The sequence below is a fragment of the Streptococcus mitis genome, assembly GCF_001074635.1.
In the GTDB taxonomy this organism is placed as follows: domain Bacteria; phylum Bacillota; class Bacilli; order Lactobacillales; family Streptococcaceae; genus Streptococcus; species Streptococcus mitis_E.
Map to the genome: position 1 here is coordinate 1 of NZ_JUQO01000226.1, position 20,546 is coordinate 20,546.

30 protein-coding genes are annotated in these 20,546 nt (G+C 41.2%); all 30 read right to left on the bottom strand.

The features are described from left to right. Positions 1-66: 66 nt before the first annotated feature. The 30 genes from secY to ADI58_RS09815 all read right to left on the bottom strand — a co-directional run bounded on the left by secY (position 67) and on the right by ADI58_RS09815 (position 20,401). Complete coding sequence (gene secY / locus ADI58_RS09665) at positions 67-1,377, bottom strand: preprotein translocase subunit SecY (protein ID WP_000465403.1); 1,311 nt, start codon at positions 1,375-1,377, stop codon at positions 67-69. A 12-nt stretch (positions 1,378-1,389) separates the two neighbouring features. Then, on the bottom strand, positions 1,390-1,830 hold the full coding sequence (rplO, locus tag ADI58_RS09670; protein ID WP_000766088.1) for a 50S ribosomal protein L15: 441 nt from the start codon (positions 1,828-1,830) through the stop codon (positions 1,390-1,392). 144 nt (positions 1,831-1,974) lie between these two features. After that, a complete protein-coding gene (gene rpmD, locus ADI58_RS09675; protein WP_000057241.1) occupies positions 1,975-2,157 on the bottom strand; it encodes a 50S ribosomal protein L30 in 183 nt (60 codons plus the stop codon). 13 nt (positions 2,158-2,170) lie between these two features. Beyond that, on the bottom strand, positions 2,171-2,665 hold the full coding sequence (gene rpsE, locus ADI58_RS09680; RefSeq protein WP_000874202.1) for a 30S ribosomal protein S5: 495 nt from the start codon (positions 2,663-2,665) through the stop codon (positions 2,171-2,173). A 17-nt stretch (positions 2,666-2,682) separates the two neighbouring features. After that, positions 2,683-3,039, bottom strand: a complete 357-nt coding sequence (rplR, locus tag ADI58_RS09685) for a 50S ribosomal protein L18 (protein WP_000624044.1) — start codon at positions 3,037-3,039, stop codon at positions 2,683-2,685. An 83-nt stretch (positions 3,040-3,122) separates the two neighbouring features. Then, on the bottom strand, positions 3,123-3,659 hold the full coding sequence (rplF, locus tag ADI58_RS09690; protein ID WP_000086626.1) for a 50S ribosomal protein L6: 537 nt from the start codon (positions 3,657-3,659) through the stop codon (positions 3,123-3,125). Positions 3,660-3,884: 225 nt separating this feature from the next. Beyond that, positions 3,885-4,283: a 30S ribosomal protein S8 gene (gene rpsH, locus ADI58_RS09695; RefSeq protein ID WP_000245504.1), complete on the bottom strand. Its 399-nt coding sequence runs from the start codon at positions 4,281-4,283 to the stop codon at positions 3,885-3,887. Between the two features lie 284 nt (positions 4,284-4,567). Next, a complete protein-coding gene (locus ADI58_RS09700) occupies positions 4,568-4,753 on the bottom strand; it encodes a type Z 30S ribosomal protein S14 (RefSeq protein WP_001085697.1) in 186 nt (61 codons plus the stop codon). Positions 4,754-4,770: 17 nt separating this feature from the next. Next, the gene (gene rplE, locus ADI58_RS09705; RefSeq protein ID WP_000013542.1) at positions 4,771-5,313 is read right to left on the bottom strand and encodes a 50S ribosomal protein L5; all 543 of its coding nucleotides are present in this window, start codon (positions 5,311-5,313) and stop codon (positions 4,771-4,773) included. A 23-nt stretch (positions 5,314-5,336) separates the two neighbouring features. Then, positions 5,337-5,642, bottom strand: a complete 306-nt coding sequence (gene rplX, locus ADI58_RS09710; RefSeq protein WP_000497691.1) for a 50S ribosomal protein L24 — start codon at positions 5,640-5,642, stop codon at positions 5,337-5,339. 77 nt (positions 5,643-5,719) lie between these two features. Beyond that, a complete protein-coding gene (rplN, locus tag ADI58_RS09715; RefSeq protein ID WP_000616545.1) occupies positions 5,720-6,088 on the bottom strand; it encodes a 50S ribosomal protein L14 in 369 nt (122 codons plus the stop codon). A 25-nt stretch (positions 6,089-6,113) separates the two neighbouring features. Next, positions 6,114-6,374 carry a 30S ribosomal protein S17 gene (gene rpsQ / locus ADI58_RS09720; RefSeq protein ID WP_000440801.1) on the bottom strand — a complete coding sequence of 87 codons (261 nt, stop codon included), beginning with the start codon at positions 6,372-6,374 and terminating at the stop codon, positions 6,114-6,116. 24 nt (positions 6,375-6,398) lie between these two features. Beyond that, positions 6,399-6,605 carry a 50S ribosomal protein L29 gene (gene rpmC, locus ADI58_RS09725; protein ID WP_049522447.1) on the bottom strand — a complete coding sequence of 69 codons (207 nt, stop codon included), beginning with the start codon at positions 6,603-6,605 and terminating at the stop codon, positions 6,399-6,401. Between the two features lie 9 nt (positions 6,606-6,614). After that, positions 6,615-7,028: a 50S ribosomal protein L16 gene (gene rplP, locus ADI58_RS09730; RefSeq protein WP_000960946.1), complete on the bottom strand. Its 414-nt coding sequence runs from the start codon at positions 7,026-7,028 to the stop codon at positions 6,615-6,617. 3 nt (positions 7,029-7,031) lie between these two features. Further along, positions 7,032-7,685, bottom strand: a complete 654-nt coding sequence (gene rpsC, locus ADI58_RS09735; RefSeq protein WP_000529936.1) for a 30S ribosomal protein S3 — start codon at positions 7,683-7,685, stop codon at positions 7,032-7,034. A 12-nt stretch (positions 7,686-7,697) separates the two neighbouring features. Next, entirely contained in the window at positions 7,698-8,042 is a 345-nt protein-coding gene (rplV, locus tag ADI58_RS09740) for a 50S ribosomal protein L22 (RefSeq protein ID WP_000818137.1), read from the bottom strand. Between the two features lie 11 nt (positions 8,043-8,053). Further along, a complete protein-coding gene (rpsS, locus tag ADI58_RS09745) occupies positions 8,054-8,335 on the bottom strand; it encodes a 30S ribosomal protein S19 (RefSeq protein ID WP_000533766.1) in 282 nt (93 codons plus the stop codon). 103 nt (positions 8,336-8,438) lie between these two features. Next, complete coding sequence (rplB, locus tag ADI58_RS09750) at positions 8,439-9,272, bottom strand: 50S ribosomal protein L2 (RefSeq protein WP_000512911.1); 834 nt, start codon at positions 9,270-9,272, stop codon at positions 8,439-8,441. Between the two features lie 17 nt (positions 9,273-9,289). After that, entirely contained in the window at positions 9,290-9,586 is a 297-nt protein-coding gene (locus tag ADI58_RS09755) for a 50S ribosomal protein L23 (RefSeq protein ID WP_001055347.1), read from the bottom strand. After that, entirely contained in the window at positions 9,586-10,209 is a 624-nt protein-coding gene (rplD, locus tag ADI58_RS09760) for a 50S ribosomal protein L4 (protein ID WP_000024549.1), read from the bottom strand. The genes ADI58_RS09755 and rplD overlap by 1 nt, the downstream gene beginning before the upstream one ends. A gap of 24 nt (positions 10,210-10,233) precedes the next feature. Beyond that, positions 10,234-10,860 (bottom strand): 50S ribosomal protein L3, encoded by a 627-nt coding sequence (gene rplC, locus ADI58_RS09765; RefSeq protein ID WP_000160197.1) that lies wholly within the window; start codon positions 10,858-10,860, stop codon positions 10,234-10,236. A gap of 216 nt (positions 10,861-11,076) precedes the next feature. Next, a complete protein-coding gene (rpsJ, locus tag ADI58_RS09770) occupies positions 11,077-11,385 on the bottom strand; it encodes a 30S ribosomal protein S10 (protein WP_001284513.1) in 309 nt (102 codons plus the stop codon). Positions 11,386-11,639: 254 nt separating this feature from the next. After that, entirely contained in the window at positions 11,640-12,230 is a 591-nt protein-coding gene (nrdG, locus tag ADI58_RS09775) for an anaerobic ribonucleoside-triphosphate reductase activating protein (protein WP_033678521.1), read from the bottom strand. Then, the gene (locus ADI58_RS09780) at positions 12,223-12,729 is read right to left on the bottom strand and encodes a GNAT family N-acetyltransferase (protein WP_049522448.1); all 507 of its coding nucleotides are present in this window, start codon (positions 12,727-12,729) and stop codon (positions 12,223-12,225) included. The genes nrdG and ADI58_RS09780 overlap by 8 nt, the downstream gene beginning before the upstream one ends. 43 nt (positions 12,730-12,772) lie before the next feature. Further along, complete coding sequence (locus tag ADI58_RS11420) at positions 12,773-12,913, bottom strand: hypothetical protein (protein ID WP_000521621.1); 141 nt, start codon at positions 12,911-12,913, stop codon at positions 12,773-12,775. 11 nt (positions 12,914-12,924) lie between these two features. Then, a complete protein-coding gene (nrdD, locus tag ADI58_RS09790; protein ID WP_049522459.1) occupies positions 12,925-15,132 on the bottom strand; it encodes an anaerobic ribonucleoside-triphosphate reductase in 2,208 nt (735 codons plus the stop codon). A 119-nt stretch (positions 15,133-15,251) separates the two neighbouring features. Further along, complete coding sequence (locus ADI58_RS09795) at positions 15,252-16,790, bottom strand: hypothetical protein (protein ID WP_049522449.1); 1,539 nt, start codon at positions 16,788-16,790, stop codon at positions 15,252-15,254. A gap of 254 nt (positions 16,791-17,044) precedes the next feature. Next, complete coding sequence (cls, locus tag ADI58_RS09805) at positions 17,045-18,577, bottom strand: cardiolipin synthase (protein ID WP_049522451.1); 1,533 nt, start codon at positions 18,575-18,577, stop codon at positions 17,045-17,047. Between the two features lie 139 nt (positions 18,578-18,716). Continuing rightward, a complete protein-coding gene (locus tag ADI58_RS09810; RefSeq protein WP_049522452.1) occupies positions 18,717-19,154 on the bottom strand; it encodes an SP_0198 family lipoprotein in 438 nt (145 codons plus the stop codon). Next, positions 19,151-20,401 (bottom strand): bifunctional folylpolyglutamate synthase/dihydrofolate synthase, encoded by a 1,251-nt coding sequence (locus ADI58_RS09815; protein ID WP_049522453.1) that lies wholly within the window; start codon positions 20,399-20,401, stop codon positions 19,151-19,153. Before ADI58_RS09815 ends, ADI58_RS09810 begins: the two co-directional genes overlap by 4 nt. Positions 20,402-20,546 lie beyond the last annotated feature (145 nt).

The following is a 20,546-nucleotide window of genomic DNA, read 5'->3' on the forward strand; positions in this document are numbered from 1 at the left end:
TTGAGTACGGCAAGGTGAAGCTGACGTGGTTTGAATTTGATTTTCGAAGAGTATCAGTAAATACTTTTATTCTGTTCTATCCATGAAACCAACATACTTACGTTTCAATAGGTAACCTTCCAATTGTTTGATTCCTTCAATACCTGTAGAGATAATGATCAAAAGACTAGTTCCTCCAAAAGCAACTGCTTCTGAAAGCCCGAAAACATCTTTTGCTACGATCGGTAAAATAGAAATCACACCAAGGAAGAGAGAACCAACAGTTGCAAGACGACGAAGAAGTTTAGACATATATTCCTCTGTACCTTTACCAGGACGAACTCCGTGGATATAGGCACCGCTCTTTTGTAGGTTTTCTGCCGCTTTTTCAGGATTAATCTGTACAAACGTATAGAAGAATGTAAAGAGAATAATCAACAAAGCATACATGGCAATACCAGTTGGTGAAGTTGTTGCCAGCATTTCTTGTGCTGTTCTTACCCAAGCCCAATCATGACCTGTAGCGCTCAAAAACTGAAGAATAGCCGCAGGCGCTGCAGTAATCGAACTTGCAAAGATAACAGGGATAACTCCAGCAGGGTTTACCTTCAAAGGAAGGTAAGAGCTAGAAGGAGCACCTTGTGCAACCTTAGTATATTGGATTGGAATTTTGTATTCTGCTTGTTGAACATAAGTTGTAAAATAAATAATCAACAATACAGTAATAATCAAAATGATTACGAAAATGATAGATGAGTTGATACGGCTACTTGGGACGTTCACAAAGTAGTCCACATAGATGCCCTGAATCATCTCTGGAATTGAGGCAACAATCCCGGCAAAGATAATCATAGAAACACCATTTCCGTATCCCTTATCTGTAATTTGCTCTCCCAACCAAGTCACAATCATACTACCAGCTGTTAAGATGATACCAATCATGATAAAGACTTGTGGAGTAAGAGCTGTTTTCAACAATTGAGCTCCAGCCAAAGTATTAAAACCAGCTGTAATCCCGATAGATTGCACAAAGGCTAGAACAAGAGCAATATAACGAGTAGCTTGATTTAATTTTCTTCGACCTACTTCCCCTTGTTTACCCCACTCTACAAACTTGGGTAAAATATCCATTTGCAAGAGTTGGACAACGATAGAGGCCGTAATGTAGGGACTAACACCAAGAGCAAAAACTGAGAAGTTTTTCATGGCATTCCCTGAGACCAAGCTCAACATGTTTAAGAAGGATAATCCACTTAAAGCATTCAAGCTATTGGCATTCACACCAGGAACTGTAATGCTAGTTCCGATACGAAAGACCAAAACGATAAAAATTGTAAATAAAATTTTTGATCGAACCTGCTTGACTTTAAGAGCTTCTCTTAATAATTTAAAAAACATAGGTCACCTCTCTTAGATGACTTCTACTGAACCACCTTTAGCAGTGATAGCTTCTTCAGCTGATTTAGAGAATTTAGCTGCTTTCACAGTCAATTTCTTAGTCAACTCACCGTTACCAAGAACTTTAATACCTGATTTTTCAGCTTTAACAATTCCTGCTTCGATAAGAACAACTGGAGTAACTTCAGCACCATCTTCAAAGACGTTCAATTGGTCAAGGTTCACAATTGCGTATTCTTTAGCGTTGATGTTAGTGAATCCACGTTTTGGAAGACGACGGAACAATGGAGTTTGTCCACCTTCAAAACCAAGGCGAACTCCGCCACCGCTACGAGCTTTTTGACCTTTTTGACCACGACCAGATGTTTTACCGTTACCTGATGAAGTACCACGACCAACGCGGTTACGTACTTTACGAGAACCCTCTGCAGGTTTCAATTCATGAAGTTTCATTTTTATTTTCTCCTCTTTTGTAAAATGCTAGCGCCGATAAGGGAGAAAAGGTTGTCTCCCCCATCAACTCGCCTATACGACGTCATCATAGATGACTATATCTAGTTTTAGGGGATGGTATAGTGCACATCCCCTAAAAATTCATTAGTTTACTTCTTCAACTGTTACCAAGTGAGATACTGCTGTGATCATACCACGGATAGCAGCGTTATCTTCTTTAATAACAGAGCTGTTCAATTTGCCAAGTCCAAGTGCTACAACAGTTTTACGTTGTGATGGAATGCGTCCGATTGGAGACTTAGTCAAAGTAATTTTAATTTGAGCCATTTTATCCCCTTTCTTATGCCAAATCAGAAACTGAAATACCACGAAGGGCAGCAACTTCTTCAGCGCGTTTCAATTGTTTCAAACCTTCAACAGTTGCACGAACAATGTTGATTGGAGTGTTAGAACCAAGTGATTTAGATGTAATATCTGCCACACCTGCCAATTCCACAACGGCACGAACTGCACCACCAGCGGCAACTCCAGAACCTTCTACAGCAGGTTTCAACAATACTTTAGCTCCACCGAATTCTGAAAGAACTTCGTGTGGGATTGTTGTTCCAACCATAGGAACTTCGATCAAGTTTTTCTTAGCATCATCTACTGCTTTACGGATTGCTTCTGGAACTTCTTGAGCTTTACCAGTACCAAATCCTACGCGACCGTTGTGGTCACCAACAACAACAAGAGCTGCGAAACGAAGACGACGTCCACCTTTAACAACTTTTGTAACACGGTTGACAGCAACTACGCGTTCTTCTAATTCAACTGCATTGTCTTTAAATGCCATTTTCTAGTGTCCTCCTATTAGAATTTCAATCCGTTTTCACGAGCTGCATCAGCCAAAGCTTTCACACGTCCGTGATATAGATATCCACCGCGGTCGAACACCACTTCTGAAATACCTTTAGCGTTTGCACGTTCTGCAACGAGTTTACCGACAGCAACGGCTTGTTCAGTTTTAGTTCCTTTTGAAACTTCTTTGTCAAGAGTTGAAGCACTTGCGAGCGTTACACCCGCTACGTCATCAATCACTTGAGCGTAGATGCCTGTATTAGAACGGAATACGTTCAAACGTGGGCGATCAGCAGTTCCAGAGAGTTTTCCGCGAACGCGACGGTGGCGTTTTTGGCGGAGTTTGTTTTTATCTGGTTTTGAAATCACAGTTTTCACCTCTTTAGTTTTAAATCGTGTGCTATGCACAAAGTTGGAAAATAGGTTGGTGGTTGATAATCAACCACTCAACATTATTTACCTGTTTTACCTTCTTTACGGCGAACGAATTCACCAACGTAACGGATACCTTTACCTTTATATGGTTCTGGTGAACGAAGGCTACGTACGTAAGCAGCTGTTTGACCAACTACTTCTTTTGAAATCCCGCTAACAACGATTGTTGTTGGGTTTGGAAGTTCAAAAGTAATTCCTTCTGGAGCTTCAACTTCATCTGGATGAGATTTACCAACAGCCAAAACAAGTTTAGATCCTTGAAGTTGTGCACGGTAACCAACCCCGCGCATTTCAAGTTCTTTCTTGAATCCTTCTGATACACCAACAACCATGTTGTTCAAAAGGGCACGAGTAGTTCCGTGGATAGTTTTCATTTCTTTTGAATCGTTTGGACGGTGAAGAGTTACTTCAGTACCTTCCACACGGATTTCAATATCTTTTGAGAACTCACGAGTAAGTTCTCCTTTAGGTCCTTTTACAGTTACAACGTTGTCATTGTTAGTGATTTCAACACCAGCAGGCAACACGATAACTTTATTACCAATACGTGACATGTTTATTTTCTCCTGTTAAATTGTCAGGCCAGAACGGCCAGTTTTCACGGGGTTCAGATACTTATTTAGTTCAAGAGTTGAACTGAACACGCTCTAACGAGCTTTGTATCTTGATTTGAGTTCGAGCTAAGAATTTGGTGAAAAAGATAAGTTTGTCTTGGAGCATCGCTCCTGCTACAAACTTCCTATTTTCACTGCATTCTTTTAACGCTCTCACATCATCAACTACCAAACGTAAGCGATAACTTCCCCACCAACATTCTTTTGGCGTGCTTCTTTATCAGTAAGCAAACCTTCAGAAGTTGAAAGGATAGCAATTCCAAGTCCGTTAAGAACTTTTGGAAGGTCTTCACGTTTTTTGTAGACACGAAGTCCTGGTTTAGAAACACGTTTCAAGTTAGTGATAACTTTTTCACCGTTTGGTCCGTATTTAAGGAATACACGGATGATGCCTTGTTTGTCATCTTCGATGATTTCAACGTTTTTTACAAAACCTTCGCGTTTAAGGATTTCAGCAATCCCTTTTTTGATGTTTGATGCAGGTACTTCAAGTACTTCGTGTTTCGCTTGGTTAGCGTTACGAATACGAGTTAGGAAGTCTGCGATTGGGTCAGTCATAACCATTTTGTTTTTCTCCTCTTACTAGTAGTTTGCAAGTTGCACTTGCTAGTTAATACATGATACAAAGAGCGTAACAGCAAGAGCAAAAATAGGCAATTTGATGCAGGAGCGATGCTCCAAAGAAAATTGGTCTTTTTTGCCAAAGCTGTAGCTCGAGTTCAAATTGGCAAGCCCAACTGAACCCGGGCTAAACTCTGTGTGAAAAAGATAAACTTTCCTAGAAACTTCAGTTTCTTCGTCAAGTTTCCTATTTTCACTTAGAGTTTTGACGCCCTTGATATCTTAAATTACCAAGATGCTTTTGTTACACCAGGAATTTGTCCTTTGTAAGCTAATTCACGGAAGCAAACACGGCAAAGTTTAAATTTGCGGTAAACTGAATGTGGACGACCACATTTTTCACAACGAGTATAAGCTTGAGTAGAGAACTTCGCTGGACGTTTGTTCTTAGCAATCATTGATTTTTTAGCCATTAGATTTACCTCCTATATTATTTTGCAAAAGGCATTCCAAGGCCTGTAAGCAATGCACGTGACTCTTCGTCAGTGTTAGCAGTTGTTACGATAACGATGTCAAGACCACGAGTTTTGTCAACGTCATCGAAGTTGATTTCTGGGAAGATCAATTGTTCTTTCACACCAAGTGTGTAGTTTCCGCGTCCATCAAATGATTTTGTTGGAACACCGTGGAAGTCACGTACACGTGGAAGTGAAACTGAAACCAATTTATCCAAGAATTCGTACATACGTTCACCACGAAGGGTAACTTTTGCACCGATCGCAACACCTTCACGAAGACGGAAGCCGGCGATTGATTTTTTAGCTTTAGTGATAAGTGGTTTTTGACCTGAGATAAGTGCCAATTCTTCAGCAGCTTTTTCAAGGCTTTTAGCGTTTGATACCGCTTCACCAACACCCATGTTCAAAACGATCTTATCTACTTTAGGCACAGCCATCACTGATGAGTAGTTGAATTGTTCTGTCAAAGCAGGAACTACTTCATTAAGATATTTTTCTTTTAAACGATTTGCCATTATACTTCTCCTTTCCTTCGTGATTAATCAAGCACTTCGCCTGATTTTTTGTTGTAGCGAACTTTTTTACCGTCTACAAATTTGTAACCAACACGGCCAGCTACACCATTTTTGTCCAAAACTTGAACGTTTGATACGTGGATAGCTGCTTCTTTTTCGATGATACCACCTTGAGGAAGCTCGTTAGTTGGACGTTGGTGTTTCTTAACGATGTTAACACCTTCAACGATAACTTTGTTTACTTTTGGAAGGGCAGTAAGGACAACAGCTTCTGTTCCCTTATCTTTACCAGCGATTACGCGAACTTTGTCGCCTTTTTTTACAAACATTAGGTTTCTCCTTGATTTTTCTTACGCCCATAAGGGCACCCTAGCTTGAAGCTAGGGGACTAGTTTGTTTCTAAAAATTAAAGTACTTCTGGAGCAAGTGACACGATCTTCATGAAGCCACCTTCACGCAATTCACGTGCAACTGGGCCAAAGATACGTGTTCCGCGAGGAGTTTTGTCTTCACGGATGATAACTGCTGCGTTTTCGTCAAATTTGATGTATGAACCATCAGCACGACGAGCACCTGATTTAGTACGAACGATAACTGCTTTAACAACGTCACCTTTTTTAACCGCACCACCAGGAGTAGCTTGTTTTACAGATGCCACGATAACATCACCGATGTTTGCAAATTTACGTCCTGAACCACCAAGAACTTTGATAGTCAAGATTTCGCGAGCACCGCTGTTGTCTGCGACTTTCAAACGAGTTTCTGTTTGAATCATTTCAGTTTTCTCCTTTCAGGTTTGATTAGATGATGACCGCTTCTTCAACAACTTCTACAAGACGGAAACGTTTTGTAGCTGAAAGCGGGCGAGTTTCCATGATACGTACGATATCGCCTTCTTTGGCAACATTGTTTTCATCATGAGCTTTGTATTTTTTAGAGTAGTTAATACGTTTACCATAGACTGGGTGGTTACGTTTTGTTTCAACTACAACTGTGATTGTCTTGTCCATTTTGTCAGATACAACACGTCCAACAAGAACTTTACGATTATTGCGTTCCATTGAAATTTCTCCTTCCCTAGTCTATTATTTCACTTCAGATTGAACTGTTTTGATACGAGCGATTTGTTTTTTAACTTCTTTCAAGCGAGCTGTTTGTTCCAATTGACCAGTAGCAGCTTGGAAACGAAGTTCAAACAATTCTTTTTTCAATTCGTTTTCGCGCTTCGCGAGTTCTTCTTGAGAAAGACCACGAAGTTCTTTAACAAATTCTTTTACTTCATTAAGTTTCATGCCTTCTCCTTATTCTGCTTCACGTTTTACGAATTTACATTTAACTGGCAATTTGTGGCTAGCAAGACGAAGCGCTTCGCGAGCGATCTCTTCAGATACACCAGCGATTTCGAACATCACTTTACCACGTTTAACTGGTGCTACCCAACCTTCAGGTGCCCCTTTACCAGATCCCATACGCACACCGATAGCTTTAGCAGTGTATGATTTGTGTGGGAAGATTTTAATCCAAACTTTACCACCACGTTTCATGTAACGAGTCATGGCGATACGAGCAGCTTCGATTTGGCGGTTAGTGATCCAGTGGCTAGTTGTAGCTTGAAGACCGTATTCACCGAATGCTACTTCTTTTCCACCTTTTGCTTCACCGCGCATTTTTCCACGGAATTCACGACGGTGTTTAACACGTTTAGGTACTAACATTGGTTATTTACCTCCTTTAGTGTTTTTGCGAGCTGGAAGAACTTCACCACGGTAGATCCATACTTTAACACCAAGTTTACCGTATGTAGTATCTGCTTCTTCCCAAGCGTAATCGATATCTGCACGAAGTGTGTGAAGTGGAACAGTTCCTTCAGAGTATCCTTCAGCACGGGCGATATCTGCACCGTTCAAACGACCTGATACTTGAGTTTTGATTCCTTTAGCTCCAGCACGCATTGCACGTTGGATTGCTTGTTTTTGTGCACGACGGAAAGCAACACGTTGCTCCAATTGACGAGCAATACCTTCACCTACAAGGTGAGCATCCAAATCAGGTTGTTTGATTTCGATGATGTTGATGTGTACTTGTTTTCCAGTCAATTTGTTAAGTTTTGCACGGAGTGCATCAACGTTAGCACCACCTTTACCGATAACCATACCTGGTTTAGCAGTGTGAAGTGAAACGTTAACTTTGTTTACTGCGCGTTCAATTTCGATAGTTGAAACTGCTGCGTCAGCAAGTTCTTTTTGAACGAATTTACGGATTGCAAGATCTTCATGAAGGTAATCCGCGTATTCTTTTTCAGCATACCATTTGGCATCCCAATCACGGATGATGCCGACACGCATACCAATTGGATGTACTTTTTGACCCACGATTTTACCTCCTTATTTTTCTGCAACAGCTACAGTGATGTGAGCTGTACGTTTGTTGATTGGTGAAGCTGAACCTTTCGCACGTGGACGGAAACGTTTCATAGTTGGTCCTTCGTTTGCGAATGCTTCAGATACTACCAAGTTAGCTTTATCCAAACCAAAGTTGTTTTCAGCGTTAGCTACAGCTGAGTTCAAAACTTTCAAGATGATTTCAGCAGCTTTGTTTGGAGTGAATGTCAAGATTGCGATTGCATCGGCTACGCTTTTACCACGGATGTTATCAAGAACAAGACGTGATTTACGAGGTGAAACACGTACTGTACGAGCCATTGCTTTAGCTGAAGTAATTTCTGCCATTTATGTTCTCCTTATTTTCTACGTGTTTTCTTGTCGTCTGCAGCGTGACCTTTGTAAGTACGAGTTGGTGCAAATTCACCAAGTTTGTGACCTACCATGTCTTCTTGGATGTAAACAGGTACGTGTTTACGTCCGTCATAAACTGCAATAGTGTAACCAATGAAACTTGGGAAGATCGTTGAACGACGTGACCAAGTTTTAATAACTTTTTTCTTTTCGTCGTTAGCTTGAGCTTCAACTTTTTTCATCAAATGCTCATCGACGAAAGGTCCTTTTTTAAGACTGCGTCCCATTTTTATATTTTCTCCTTTAAATGTTGTACCACAGCGGCTTGCGCTCACATGGAGCGCTACCGAGCTGGCGGATTTACTAGTTGCTTAAGCGACTAGTTTAATATTATTTCTCGTTGCGACGACGAACGATAAGTTTGTCAGATTTCGCTTTCTTGTTACGAGTTTTAAGACCAAGAGCAGGTTTGCCCCATGGAGTAGATGGTGCTTTACGACCAACTGGTGCTTTACCTTCACCACCACCGTGTGGGTGATCGTTAGGGTTCATTACAGAACCACGAACTGTTGGGCGGATACCTTTCCAACGGCTACGTCCTGCTTTACCAAGGTTTACAAGTCCATGTTGTTCGTTTCCGACAACACCAACTGTAGCACGGCAAGTTCCAAGAATCATACGAACTTCACCTGATTGAAGACGAACAAGAACGTATTTACCTTCAGAACCCAATACTTGAGCAGATGCACCAGCAGCACGTACCAATTCACCACCACGACCTGGTTTCAACTCGATGTTGTGGATCAAAGTACCAACTGGGATGTTAGCAAGTGGAAGAGCGTTTCCGACTTTGATATCTGCTTCTGGCCCTGAAACGATACGTTGACCAACTTCAAGACCTTTTGGAGCGATGATGTATGCTTTCACACCGTCAGTGTAGTGTACAAGAGCGATGTTTGCAGAACGGTTTGGATCGTACTCGATTGTTTTAACAACTGCTTCAACGTTGTCTTTGTTACGTTTGAAGTCAACCAAACGGTAGAAACGTTTGTGTCCACCACCTTGGTGACGAACTGTGATACGACCGTTGTTGTTACGACCAGCCTTGCTCTTCAATGCAACAAGCAATGATTTTTCAGGAGTGCTTGTTGTGATTTCAGCGAAATCCAAAGAAGTCATATTACGGCGACCGTTTGTTGTTGGTTTATAAACACGAATTCCCACGATATTTCCTCCTTAGATTATTCAGCTTCAGCAGCAAACAACTCGATTGCTTTAGAATCAGCTGTAAGTGTGATGATAGCTTTTTTAGTTTTGTTAGTAAAACCAGTGTAACGTCCAACACGTTTAGCTTTTGGTTTTACGTTGATTGTGTTAACATTAGCAACTTTAACACCTTCGAAAGCAGCTTCAACAGCTTGCTTGATCAAAAGTTTGTGTGCACGAGTGTCAACTTCAAATACATATTTTCCTGCTTCAAGTTGAGCCATTGAGCTTTCAGTGATGACAGGTTTTTTGATAACATCATACAAATTCATTATGCAAGAACCTCCTCGATTTTAGAGATAGCTGCTTGAGTAACAAGAAGTTTGTCACTATTTGCGATGTCAAGAACACTTGCAGTTGTAGCAGTCGCAACTTTCACGTTTGGAAGGTTACGAGCTGAGAGAGCTGCGAATTCGTTTCCTTCTTCAAGAATAACAAGGACTTTAGAATCGATGCTCAAAGCTGCAAGAACTTTTGCAAATTCAGCAGTTTTTGGAGCTGTAAATTCAAGAGAATCAACGGCTACAAATTTATTTTCAGCAACTTTTTCTGAGTAAACAGATTTAAGCGCAAGGCGACGAACTTTTTGAGGAAGTTTGTACGCATAGCTACGTGGAGTTGGTCCGAAGACGATTCCACCACCACGCCATTGTGGAGAGCGGATAGAACCTTGACGAGCACGTCCAGTTCCTTTTTGACGCCATGGTTTGCGTCCGCCACCTGAAACAGCTGAGCGGTTTTTAACTGCGTGAGTTCCTTGACGAAGGCTAGCACGTTGGCTGATGATTACATCAAACACAACAGATTGGTTTGGTTCGATACCAAAGATTGCATCGTTAAGAACAACTTCGCCCGCTTGTTTACCAGTTTGGTCGAATAATGTTACATTTGCCATTTTGACTGTATTCCCCTTTCCTTATTATTTACCAGCTTTAACTGCTGATTTGATAGTGATAAGAGATTTCTTAGCACCTGGTACGTTACCTTTGATAAGGATAACGTTCTTTTCTGGAACAACTTGTACAACTTCAAGGTTTTGAATTGTTACGCGGTCGCCACCCATACGTCCTGCAAGGTTTTTACCTTTGAATACGCGGTTAGGTGCAACAGGTCCCATAGAACCTGGACGACGGTGGTAACGAGAACCGTGAGCCATAGGTCCACGTGATTGTCCGTGGCGTTTGATAACACCTTGGAAACCTTTACCTTTAGAAGTACCAGTTACGTCAACAACGTCTCCAGCTGCGAATGTTTCAACTGTGATTTCAGCACCAACTTCCAAGCCTTCAACGTTTTTGAATTCACGAATGAAGCGCTTAGGAGCCGTGTTAGCTTTCGCTACATGTCCTTTAGCAGGTTTGTTGCTCAATACTTCGCGTTTGTCATCGAAACCAACTTGGATAGCGTTGTATCCGTCTGTTTCAACAGTTTTAACTTGAAGAACAACGTTTGGAGTTGCTTCAATAACTGTTACAGGGATCAATTCGCCAGCTTCAGTGAAGATTTGAGTCATTCCCACTTTTTTCCCTAAGATTCCTTTTGTCATGAGAAAATAGTTCCTTTTCTATATTTTTTATTCAAAAAGTTTTTAACGAGCGTTTTTTATGCTCAAGTCTAAGATACAAAGGGCGTCAAACTCAAAGTGAAAATAGGAAACTGACGCAGTGTCTAGCAGACACTAGGAAGTTTATCTTTTTCACACCGAGTTTAGCCCGTGTTCAATTAGATTGAAACACCAGCCTCTGCTCTTTTATATTTTAGATTAAAGTTTGATTTCTACGTTTACACCACTTGGAAGATCCAATTTCATCAACGCATCAACTGTTTTTTGAGTTGGGTTAACGATATCGATCAAACGTTTGTGTGTACGCATTTCAAATTGTTCGCGAGAGTCTTTATATTTGTGAGTCGCACGAATGATTGTGTAGAGACTACGTTCAGTTGGAAGTGGGATTGGACCCGCAACTTGTGCACCTGTACGAGTAGCTGATTCTACGATTTTTGCAGCCGCTGTGTCAAGCGTACGGTGTTCGTAAGCTTTCAAACGGATACGGATTTTTTTGTTTGCCATCTTTTTCTCCTTTTCGTCTATTTAAGATAATAGGCTAGCTCCACAAGAAAACCGACGCGGTGTTGCGTGGCAATGCAACCGAGCGTGTCGCAACCTCTTGCATCAAAGCTAAAGCTGTAATTTACAGCACCATAATAGAATAACACAAAGCCCCTGCGATTGCAAGGGATTTGTTGCTGTTTTTTAAAATTTTTAACATGAAAATGTTTTCTTTTTTAACAGGTCATTTATTTAAGTATTTTGATAGAAGAAAGTTACTCTCTCTTCACCTGTTCATAGCTTTCTTTTCCATCATTGAGTTTGTCCCAAATCACTACTTGCCCACTTTGGAGCGATTTTTGCACATCGATGATGCGTTGATTGGACGAACCTCGAAACTGGAGCATGAGATTTCTCTTAGTTCGATCGTATCGTCCATCTACAAGAATGTCAATCAATGATAAGAGTTCCAGTTTATCTGGAGTTTCCAACATCATTTCTTCCCATGTATAGCCCGTCCAGGACCAGATATCCTTATCTGGCAATTCCTTCCGGATACGTTTAACAAGTGGCAAGAGAATACCCGTATTGAGAAATGGCTCCCCTCCCAGCAAGGTCAAGCCTTGAACATAGGGTTGAGCAAGATCTGCCATGATCTGTTCTTCTAATTCTGCTGTATAGGGAATGCCAGCATTAAAAGACCAAGTCGCAACATTATAACATCCCTCACAGTGAAACATGCAGCCTGATACGTAGAGAGAGTTGCGCACTCCTTCTCCATCTACAAAGTTAAAGGCCTTATAGTCAATGATACGACCTTGACTAAGTTCCTCGCTTTTCCATTCTTGTGGTTTAGGATTATTCATTCGCTACCTCTATCCAATAACGCTCGACTCCATTACGAGCATCCTCAAATATTCCACCATTCGCTATAATGACTGCTCTACTAGCAGGATTATTCACACTACAGGTCACAAGAGCTCTCTTGATGTTCTTTTCCTTAGCAACTTGCAAGCCCTGACGGAGAGTTTCTTTAGCATAACCTTTACATCTTTCAGAAGGGCGGATGGAGTAGCCGATATGGCCACCTGCTTCTAGTAGGAAGTTAGTGAGGCGCAATCGCAGATTCAAAAATCCTAGAGCACGACCTACATCATCAAATGATACAAATTGAATAGAAGGAACACGATTTTCAGGCAAGTTTATTCCTATTTCTTTTTGCATATTTGTTTCCAACCAGTCTTCATACACAAAGTTCTCTGTATCCCAAAATCCTCCATCATGGGCTGATTGGCTCTTTTCAAACTCTGCCATCATCTCTAAAACAGCTACCTTATCTGCTAATCTTGGTCTGCGTAGTTCCATCCTTACCTCCCACTATGAGAAAAGCGAGAGCTGACTCTCACTTTTATTTTTTCTTGTTCTTGTTTAAAAATTGTTCTCTGAGGCTAAGCAAGCGTTCTTTTTTACCAGCTCCACCTTTAGAGTGTTTCTCATGATAACGGGTCACTTGTGCTCGCCCCTTGTCATCTAATTGATATTTTCCCATTTCATTTCTTTCTAATTTGTTACTTGATGCCCAGCTATTTTAATCGTTGAACCATTCATATGTTTGACACGCGCAGCGATTTCCTTGTGACGTCCATTAACCATCGGACGCGCTTGAGGATTACCTAGGTAGCCACAAGTTCGTTTGACCACATCTACTGTTTTAGGGTCGCTATTGCCACAGTTAGGACAAGCAAAGCCTCTCTCAGTTGGTTCAAAATCCCCTTCAAAATCACACTTGTAGCAACGGTCAATTGGTGTATTGGTCCCAAGATAGCCCACACGGTCATAGGCATAGTCCCAGACAGCTTCCAAGGCCTTTGGATTTTGCTGAAGAACTGGATACTCACAATAATGGATGAAACCACCCGACGCACCTGCTTCTGGATAGACTTTCTCAAAATCCAATTTTTCAAACGGTGTTGGATTTTTACGAACATCGTAGTGGAAAGAGTTGGTGTAGTATTCCTTGTCTGTGATATCAGGAATAGAGCCGAACTTCTCTGTATCTAGTCGGCAGAAACGGTCTGTCAAACTTTCGGACGGCGTTGAGTAGATAGAGAAATGATAGCCATATTGGTCTGACCACTCTTCTACACGGCGTTTCATATCACGAATGATATCCAGCGTGAATTCCTTAGCTTCTGGATTGTGTTCCCAGTTATTTCCAAAGAAGACGGTAGCCACTTCATACAAACCGATATAGCCCAGCGAAACTGTCGCACGACGATTCTTGAAGAGCTGGTCAACACTTTCTTCTTTACCTAGACGATGGCCAAAAGCACCGTACTGATAAAGGATAGGAGCATTGGCTGGTGTCGCCTCTTTAGTGCGTTCGACACGGTAAACAAGAGCATCTTCTGCGATATTCATCCGCTCGTTGAAGATTTCCCAGAACTTATTCATGTCGCCCTCAGACTCAAGAGCAATACGAGGCAGGTTAACCGTCACAACACCCAGATTCATACGGCCTGAATTGACTTCTACACCATTTTCATCCTTCCATCCTTGAAGGAAAGAACGGCAACCCATAGGCACCTTAAAAGAACCTGTCAAATCAACAATCTTATCATAAGATAAAACATCTGGGTACATCCGCTTGGTTGCGCACTCTAGAGCCAACTGCTTGATGTCGTAGTTAGGCGAACCTTCTTCTAAATTAAGACCTCTTTTAAGGGTAAAGATGAGTTTAGGGAAGATAGCTGTACGGTGTTCTGAACCAAGCCCCTTGATACGAATGTTTAAAATAGCTTTTTGAATTTCCCGCTCAAAACGATTGGTTCCTAGACCAAAACCTAGCGAAGTAAAAGGTGTTTGCCCATTTGAAGTGAAGAGAGTATTGATTTCATACTCAAGAGATTGCATGGCATCATAGATGTCTTTTTGCGTTTTCTTCCAGGCATAATCTTCCCGTTTTTCAGGCAAGACCCATTCTTCTGCATCTTTGAGATGTTTTTGGTAATTCTTCTCTGCGTAAGGAGCCAAGACTTCATCGATACGGTCAGCTGAACATCCCCCGTACTGACTTGAAGCAACGTTGGCGATGATTTGGGAAATCTGAGCTGTCGCAGTCTGGATAGACTTAGGACTTTCCACCTCCGCATTTCCAATCTTAAAACCATTTTCCAACATCCCTTTAAAATCAATCAAACAGCAGTTGGTCATAGGTGTGTAGGGGCTATAATCCAAATCATGATAGTGGATATCCCCCTTTTGGTGGGCATTGGCTACGTGCTTAGGAAGCATTTGCAGTCCGATTGATTTTCCAACGATGCCCGCTGTCAAATCACGCTGGGTATTAAAGACATCGCTGTCTTTATTAGCATTTTCATTGACAACTGCCTGGTCTTTGTTGAGAAGCTTATGGATACTAAAGTTAATATCTGTCGCTTTTGAGCGCTCAAAATCCCTCTGTGTTCGATAAGTGATATACTCTTCAGCCAGCGCATATTCTTTAGCTTCAAGCAGTTCATGTTCTACGATATTTTGGATTTCGTAAATCTTAACTCCCTTTGGAAAGCGACTATGAATTTCTGTGACAATTCGCTCGGTCAGAGCATTTAGGCGCTTTTCAACCAAGGGTGTCACATCCATAACCTTGTCAGCCGCCTTGTGGAGAGCCTTGTCAATCTTGTCCACATCAAATACAACACGTCTCCCATCTCGTTTCTCGACGAAGAGAGTTGGCAAAATTGTAATTTTTTCTTCTAGTGCAATCATATGCATGCTCTTTTCTAAAATGTTCTTTCTAAAAAGTATTATACCACTCTAAAAAGAAAAATCAATATCTTGTGTTAAAAATCCTAAAATTTTTAAAAATACACAAGATATTGATTTAGTTATTTAATTTTATAGACCTTAAACTCTGAGTAATCAGTCTTTACTGGTTGGTAATTTTCTTTCAAGATTGTTTCCACTTCAGACCAGACTGCTACCTTATCGTTCACCACAATCACCTTGGGTTGTTTTTCTTTCAAGTCATTGAGTAGCTTATTCCGATTTTCCTCAGTTGCTGTATAGTGCATCGGGGACAAAATAGCCGATGGCGACAAGCGCTCACTCTTACGATAAAGAGTTGCAGTATCATCCCATGCATAGATAGCATCTTCCGTACTTGTCTCCTCTTTCACCAAATCAGCAAGACGCTCACGTTCTTGATAAGGTACTGGATAAAGGACAAACCTCATCAAAAAAGGAACAGCCAAAAGATATAACAGAGTTAAAATCGGTAGGTAAAGATTTCCTTTAGTATAGCGATGCCAGAGACTAACAGGCTCTTCTCTGCGTCTTCTTCTAACGCTACGACCACTCTGTTGCCCCTTGATATTGGATACTAAAAGCAGAAGAAAGACAGGGAAAATGAGCATCAAACGCGAGGCATGTAGGGGATCCTGTGTAAAGAAAATCACTACCAAACCTAAAATCAGGAATAGACTCGCAGGCACTGAGATGACATATAGTTTAGAGGATTTAGATTGAAAGAGACCTAAAAAGACAAAAACCAAAACTCCTATGCCAAGAGCCAACAACCCGTAAAACAAAACATTTTCTAACAATGCCGAAACAGAAGTCAAACGAATGGAATGAATTGGATACAAAATTCCACTAATCGCATCCTCAAAACTTCCTGTTGCAACACTATAGTAGGCAGTTGGATAAAAGACCAGTGAGAAACCTAAAGCCACTGCAAGAAACTGATAAAATCCATGCGCAAAGCGTCTATGCCCAAGGTTAAAGACCAACAAGCCTAAACTCACTACAGCAATAAACAGGAGCGATGCCAAGGGAGCAAAGAAAAATCCGCCTGCCAAAGCCAGCCCAATCCGTACAAATCCCTTATCATGGCTTGGATTACTTAGGTAAGCCGCAACTAAACTAAAGGCCGCGAATAAGAAAGGAAGCGCTAAAAGAGTCGCATAGCCTCCACCAAACGCAAGACCTGTAACCAGCATGTAAAAAATAGTCACCAGTTGTCCAGCTTGGTCTCCTTGCTCTGTCAAGGTGTCCGCCGATTTAAAGAGGAAAAATCCGCCTGCTACCAAGGCTAACCACTCAAAAATGGCAAAGAAAAATCCGCCCTGAGTCACGTAAGTAAGCAAATAATAAAGCAAACCTTGACTTCCATAATAGTCGCTGTAAATCTTCCCTGTCTGATGAAGAGCCCAACCTGCATAAAAATCCTGCACTTCCTGTGCACTCATTAAATCGAGTAATAGCGGTACTCCTAGAGTTATCCCCGTTACAAGCGTACTCCATAGTAAAATTTTTACCAAAGGAAGACGACTTGATTCACGATGATGCGATTCTTGTTCGATTTGGTATTCTAGAGGTTCACGATTCTCCTGATGAACTTCTTCTACTCTACCATACACACTCATATCGTTTCTCCTATTTAATTTATCTGTCTTAGTATATCAAAAAGTCCTAGGATTGTCAGCTTGCGATGGGTGTTTGAGTGATTTTTTGTATAGTTTCACAAAGGTTTCAATTTCTCGAAATCGGTGTAAATGTGTCTGTTTAAATATCATGATATAATCCAATTCTTTCTGAGTTAACATCTTGCCTCCTACATCTTCTTATTCGTAAAAGACAAGAAAAATAGGACTGGTTTGTGTCCTCAGTCCTAGATTTCTTATAAGATAGGGGCGAATAACTGGGCAATTTCCTTAATCAATTTTTGATACCAGCTATTTTTTATCGTATGAGGGAAAATTTCTTGCGATACCGAAAAAATCTCTTGAAAATCTTTTTGAATCTCAGTGATTGATTCTGTTTTATATAGCAAGACTGCATTTTCATAGTGGTGAAGCAAACTTCTATAATCTAAGTTAATGGTTCCAACTGCAGCAAAGTCCTTATCCACTAAGATTTGTTTACTGTGGATAAAGCCTGGACTATACTCAAAAATCCTCACTCCTGCTGACAGTAAATCCGGATAGGCCCCTCTTGTGATGAGTTGGATTAATTTCTTATCTGGAATGAAAGGAGTCACGATGCGGACATCGACACCCCTCATGGCCGCGTTTTTAATACTCTCTGTTAAGTCATAGTCAATAATCAAATAGGGCGTTGTGATATAGACTGAATCAGTGGCCTGATTAATCAAACTTTGATAGACTTTTTTCCCTACCTGGGTACGGAAGATGGGCTTGGGTCCACTACCGTAAGGAATGCAGAGCCCTTGGCCAGAACAAGGCTGATTTTCCAAGTGATACTGATCAAAATCGCTGATTTCCCCACGATTGATGTACCAAGTCATCAAAAAGAGACGGGTTAGAGCCTTGACACCAGGGCCATCTAAGCGAATCCCACTGTCCTTCCAGTAGCCAAAGCGTTCTACATGGTTGATGTACTCATCAGCTAAGTTAATACCTCCTGTATAAGCTACCTGACCATCTATGACAAGGATTTTACGATGGTCCCGATTGTTGTAAGCCACCGTCAAGCGAGGAATCACCTTGTTAAATTTATGGGCTTCAATTCCTCGACTACGAAGCTGAATAGTATAGTCTCCAGGCAAAGTCGCCATACAGCCGATATCATCATAGAGCATCTTGACCTCTACACCTTGAGCTGCCTTTTGCTCTAGTATGTCTAGTATGCTATTCCACATCAGACCTTCTTCGACAATATAGTACTCTAGAAAGATAAACTTTTCAGCTTTCTTGAGGTCTTCCAACATATATTGCCACATGCTTTCACCCGAAGAAAAGAATTGTGAGTCTGTTCGATCATAGACATCGGCATTGCTATCCATACTTAGCAAAGATTTGATAACTCCGTAAGCCGCCTTATCCTCTTCCTTCAATTTCTGGCGGAGAGCTTTACTGTTATCCTCCCGAAAATGCATGGAACCAAGTTTGTCCAACTGCTTGATTTCTTTTTTGGACAATCGTCTTTCACCAAACATCAGATAGAGCAAAGGACCAATAACAGGAACAAAAGTTACCACTAACCACATCACTTTGCTTTCAGGCGCCATGGAACGATTGACAATCGCTACGATAGTCGCCATACTCATAAAGATTAAGAGAATAACCCAAAGAATAGGGGCCATACGCCCTAAATAAAGAAAGAGACCAAAAACAAGACACAGTTCAAGCAGCATAATCGAAAGACTAAAGCCATACTTGGACATCAATAATTGAAATTTTCTATATTTCATATCCCCTCCTTGATAGTTTGAATGCTAAAAACAGGTAATTGATACTAGTATAACTCAGGTATTCGGTAGAAGGCAAGTATTTATAATCATTTTTCTGAGCAAAAGCAAAAGAGACCGAAAATTCCAGTCTCCTCCTAGTCTATTTTGATAAAACGATGCGATCAAACGCTTCTCTATCCATATCGTCGATAATCATCTGATTGCCATTGATTGCATAAATCTTGACATCATCACTAATAATCATGCGTTGATTAGCGGCGTCGAAGCTAACCTGTTTGATTTCTTGTTCCCCATCAGTTTCTACCTGAGTCCAGGTACCAGTTGTTCCAGTCACCACTAAAATGATACGGTCTCCTTCGTCCTGATCAGTATAAGTTCCATCAATATTAGTTAGTTGAACCTCAGGCGCATTTTGTGAAGAACTTGTCGTTGCCCGGTTTGTATTTTCTGTGGAAGATGAAGCAACAGGTTGTGATTGCTGAGTTTGTTGTGTTTGCTGTTGAGCTACTGGTTGTTGAACCTGTTGAACTCTTTGTGAACAAGCTACTAAGAGACTAAGACTTGCTAAAGTGGTCAATTTATCTGCTCATGCCCCAGTATGTGGCTCCGTACTTCTGAGATAAAATAGAGAGACCCTGTAATGAACAACAAATCCTGGGTATCGGCTCTTTCTTCAAAACTGCTGATAAATTCTCGGTAAGAGGGAATTACATGGTAACCTGTTACATCTGTCTCGTACAGAGAACCTTGATAGTCAAAACCAGTCACCTTGAGTTCCACCTGAGGCAATTTTTCAGTCAGATAAGCCAACATTCCTTGATAATCCTTCCGTTTCAAGGCTCCAAAGAGGATTTGAGGACGATAACCTCCTTGCTCTTTTTCTTTGATAAACTCAACCAAGCGAGTCAAGGCAGGGAGGTTATGAGCACCATCCAAGTAAATCTGCGGACGAATACGCTCCAAACGCCCAGCCCAATGGGTCTTCTCCAAAGCCTGTCTTACAACCTGCTCATCAACAGCTTCCTTTCTTTTTCCCATAAAAAGAAGAAACGTTTGCAACGCCAAGGCAGCATTTTCCTGCTGATAAGTTCCTTCTAAGCCTATGTTCAACTGCGAAAAAGTTCCCAAAGAACTTGAAAAATCGCCATTCAGCATTGAAAAATCTTGACCTGCCTGATAAAGGTCAACAGCTAAAGATTCGGCTTTTTTCTGACAGACAAGCCTAGCTTCTGGAGGCAATTTCGCAATCACTGCCTTTTTACCAGCCTTAAAAATACCTGCTTTCTGCTCTGCAATTGCTGCTACACTGTCACCCAGAGTCTCCTGATGATCAAGCCCGATGGAGGTGATGACAGCAAGCTCTCCAGTTACCACATTGGTTGTGTCAAGTAAACCACCAATTCCCACTTCTAGTAGAACCAAATCCACCTCTTGCTCTCTAAAATAAAGAAAAGCAATCAAGGTTAGCAATTCAAAAAAGGACAACTGGTCATGGGTTTGCAGAAGCGTTTTCTCCATCTCCTTGACCTGATTAGCCAAACGGATGAAGTCTGCATCAGCTATTGGTTGCCCATTAATGCAGATTCGATCATTGATAGAGACAATATGAGGAGAGGTAAAAGTCGCAACTTTTTTACCATGCCCCATAAATAACTCCCTCATAAAAGCAATGGTAGATCCTTTTCCATTAGTCCCTGTTACGTGGATAATAGGATAAGACTTCTCGGGATTCCCCAACAAATCCACCGCTTGTTGCATTCGGCCCAAACCTGATCGAAAATTCAAACCAATCCGACTATGGAGCCATTCTTCTACTTCAAACATATACATCTCCTTAATTACAGGTTCAATCAACCGCCTCAATAAAGTCTCATAACTAACAAAAACGAGGCCAGGATTTTCGTCCCGACCTCTTACCTGGTTAGCTAATAACTAGCTACTATGAAGTTAACGTGGGCTAAAAACATCC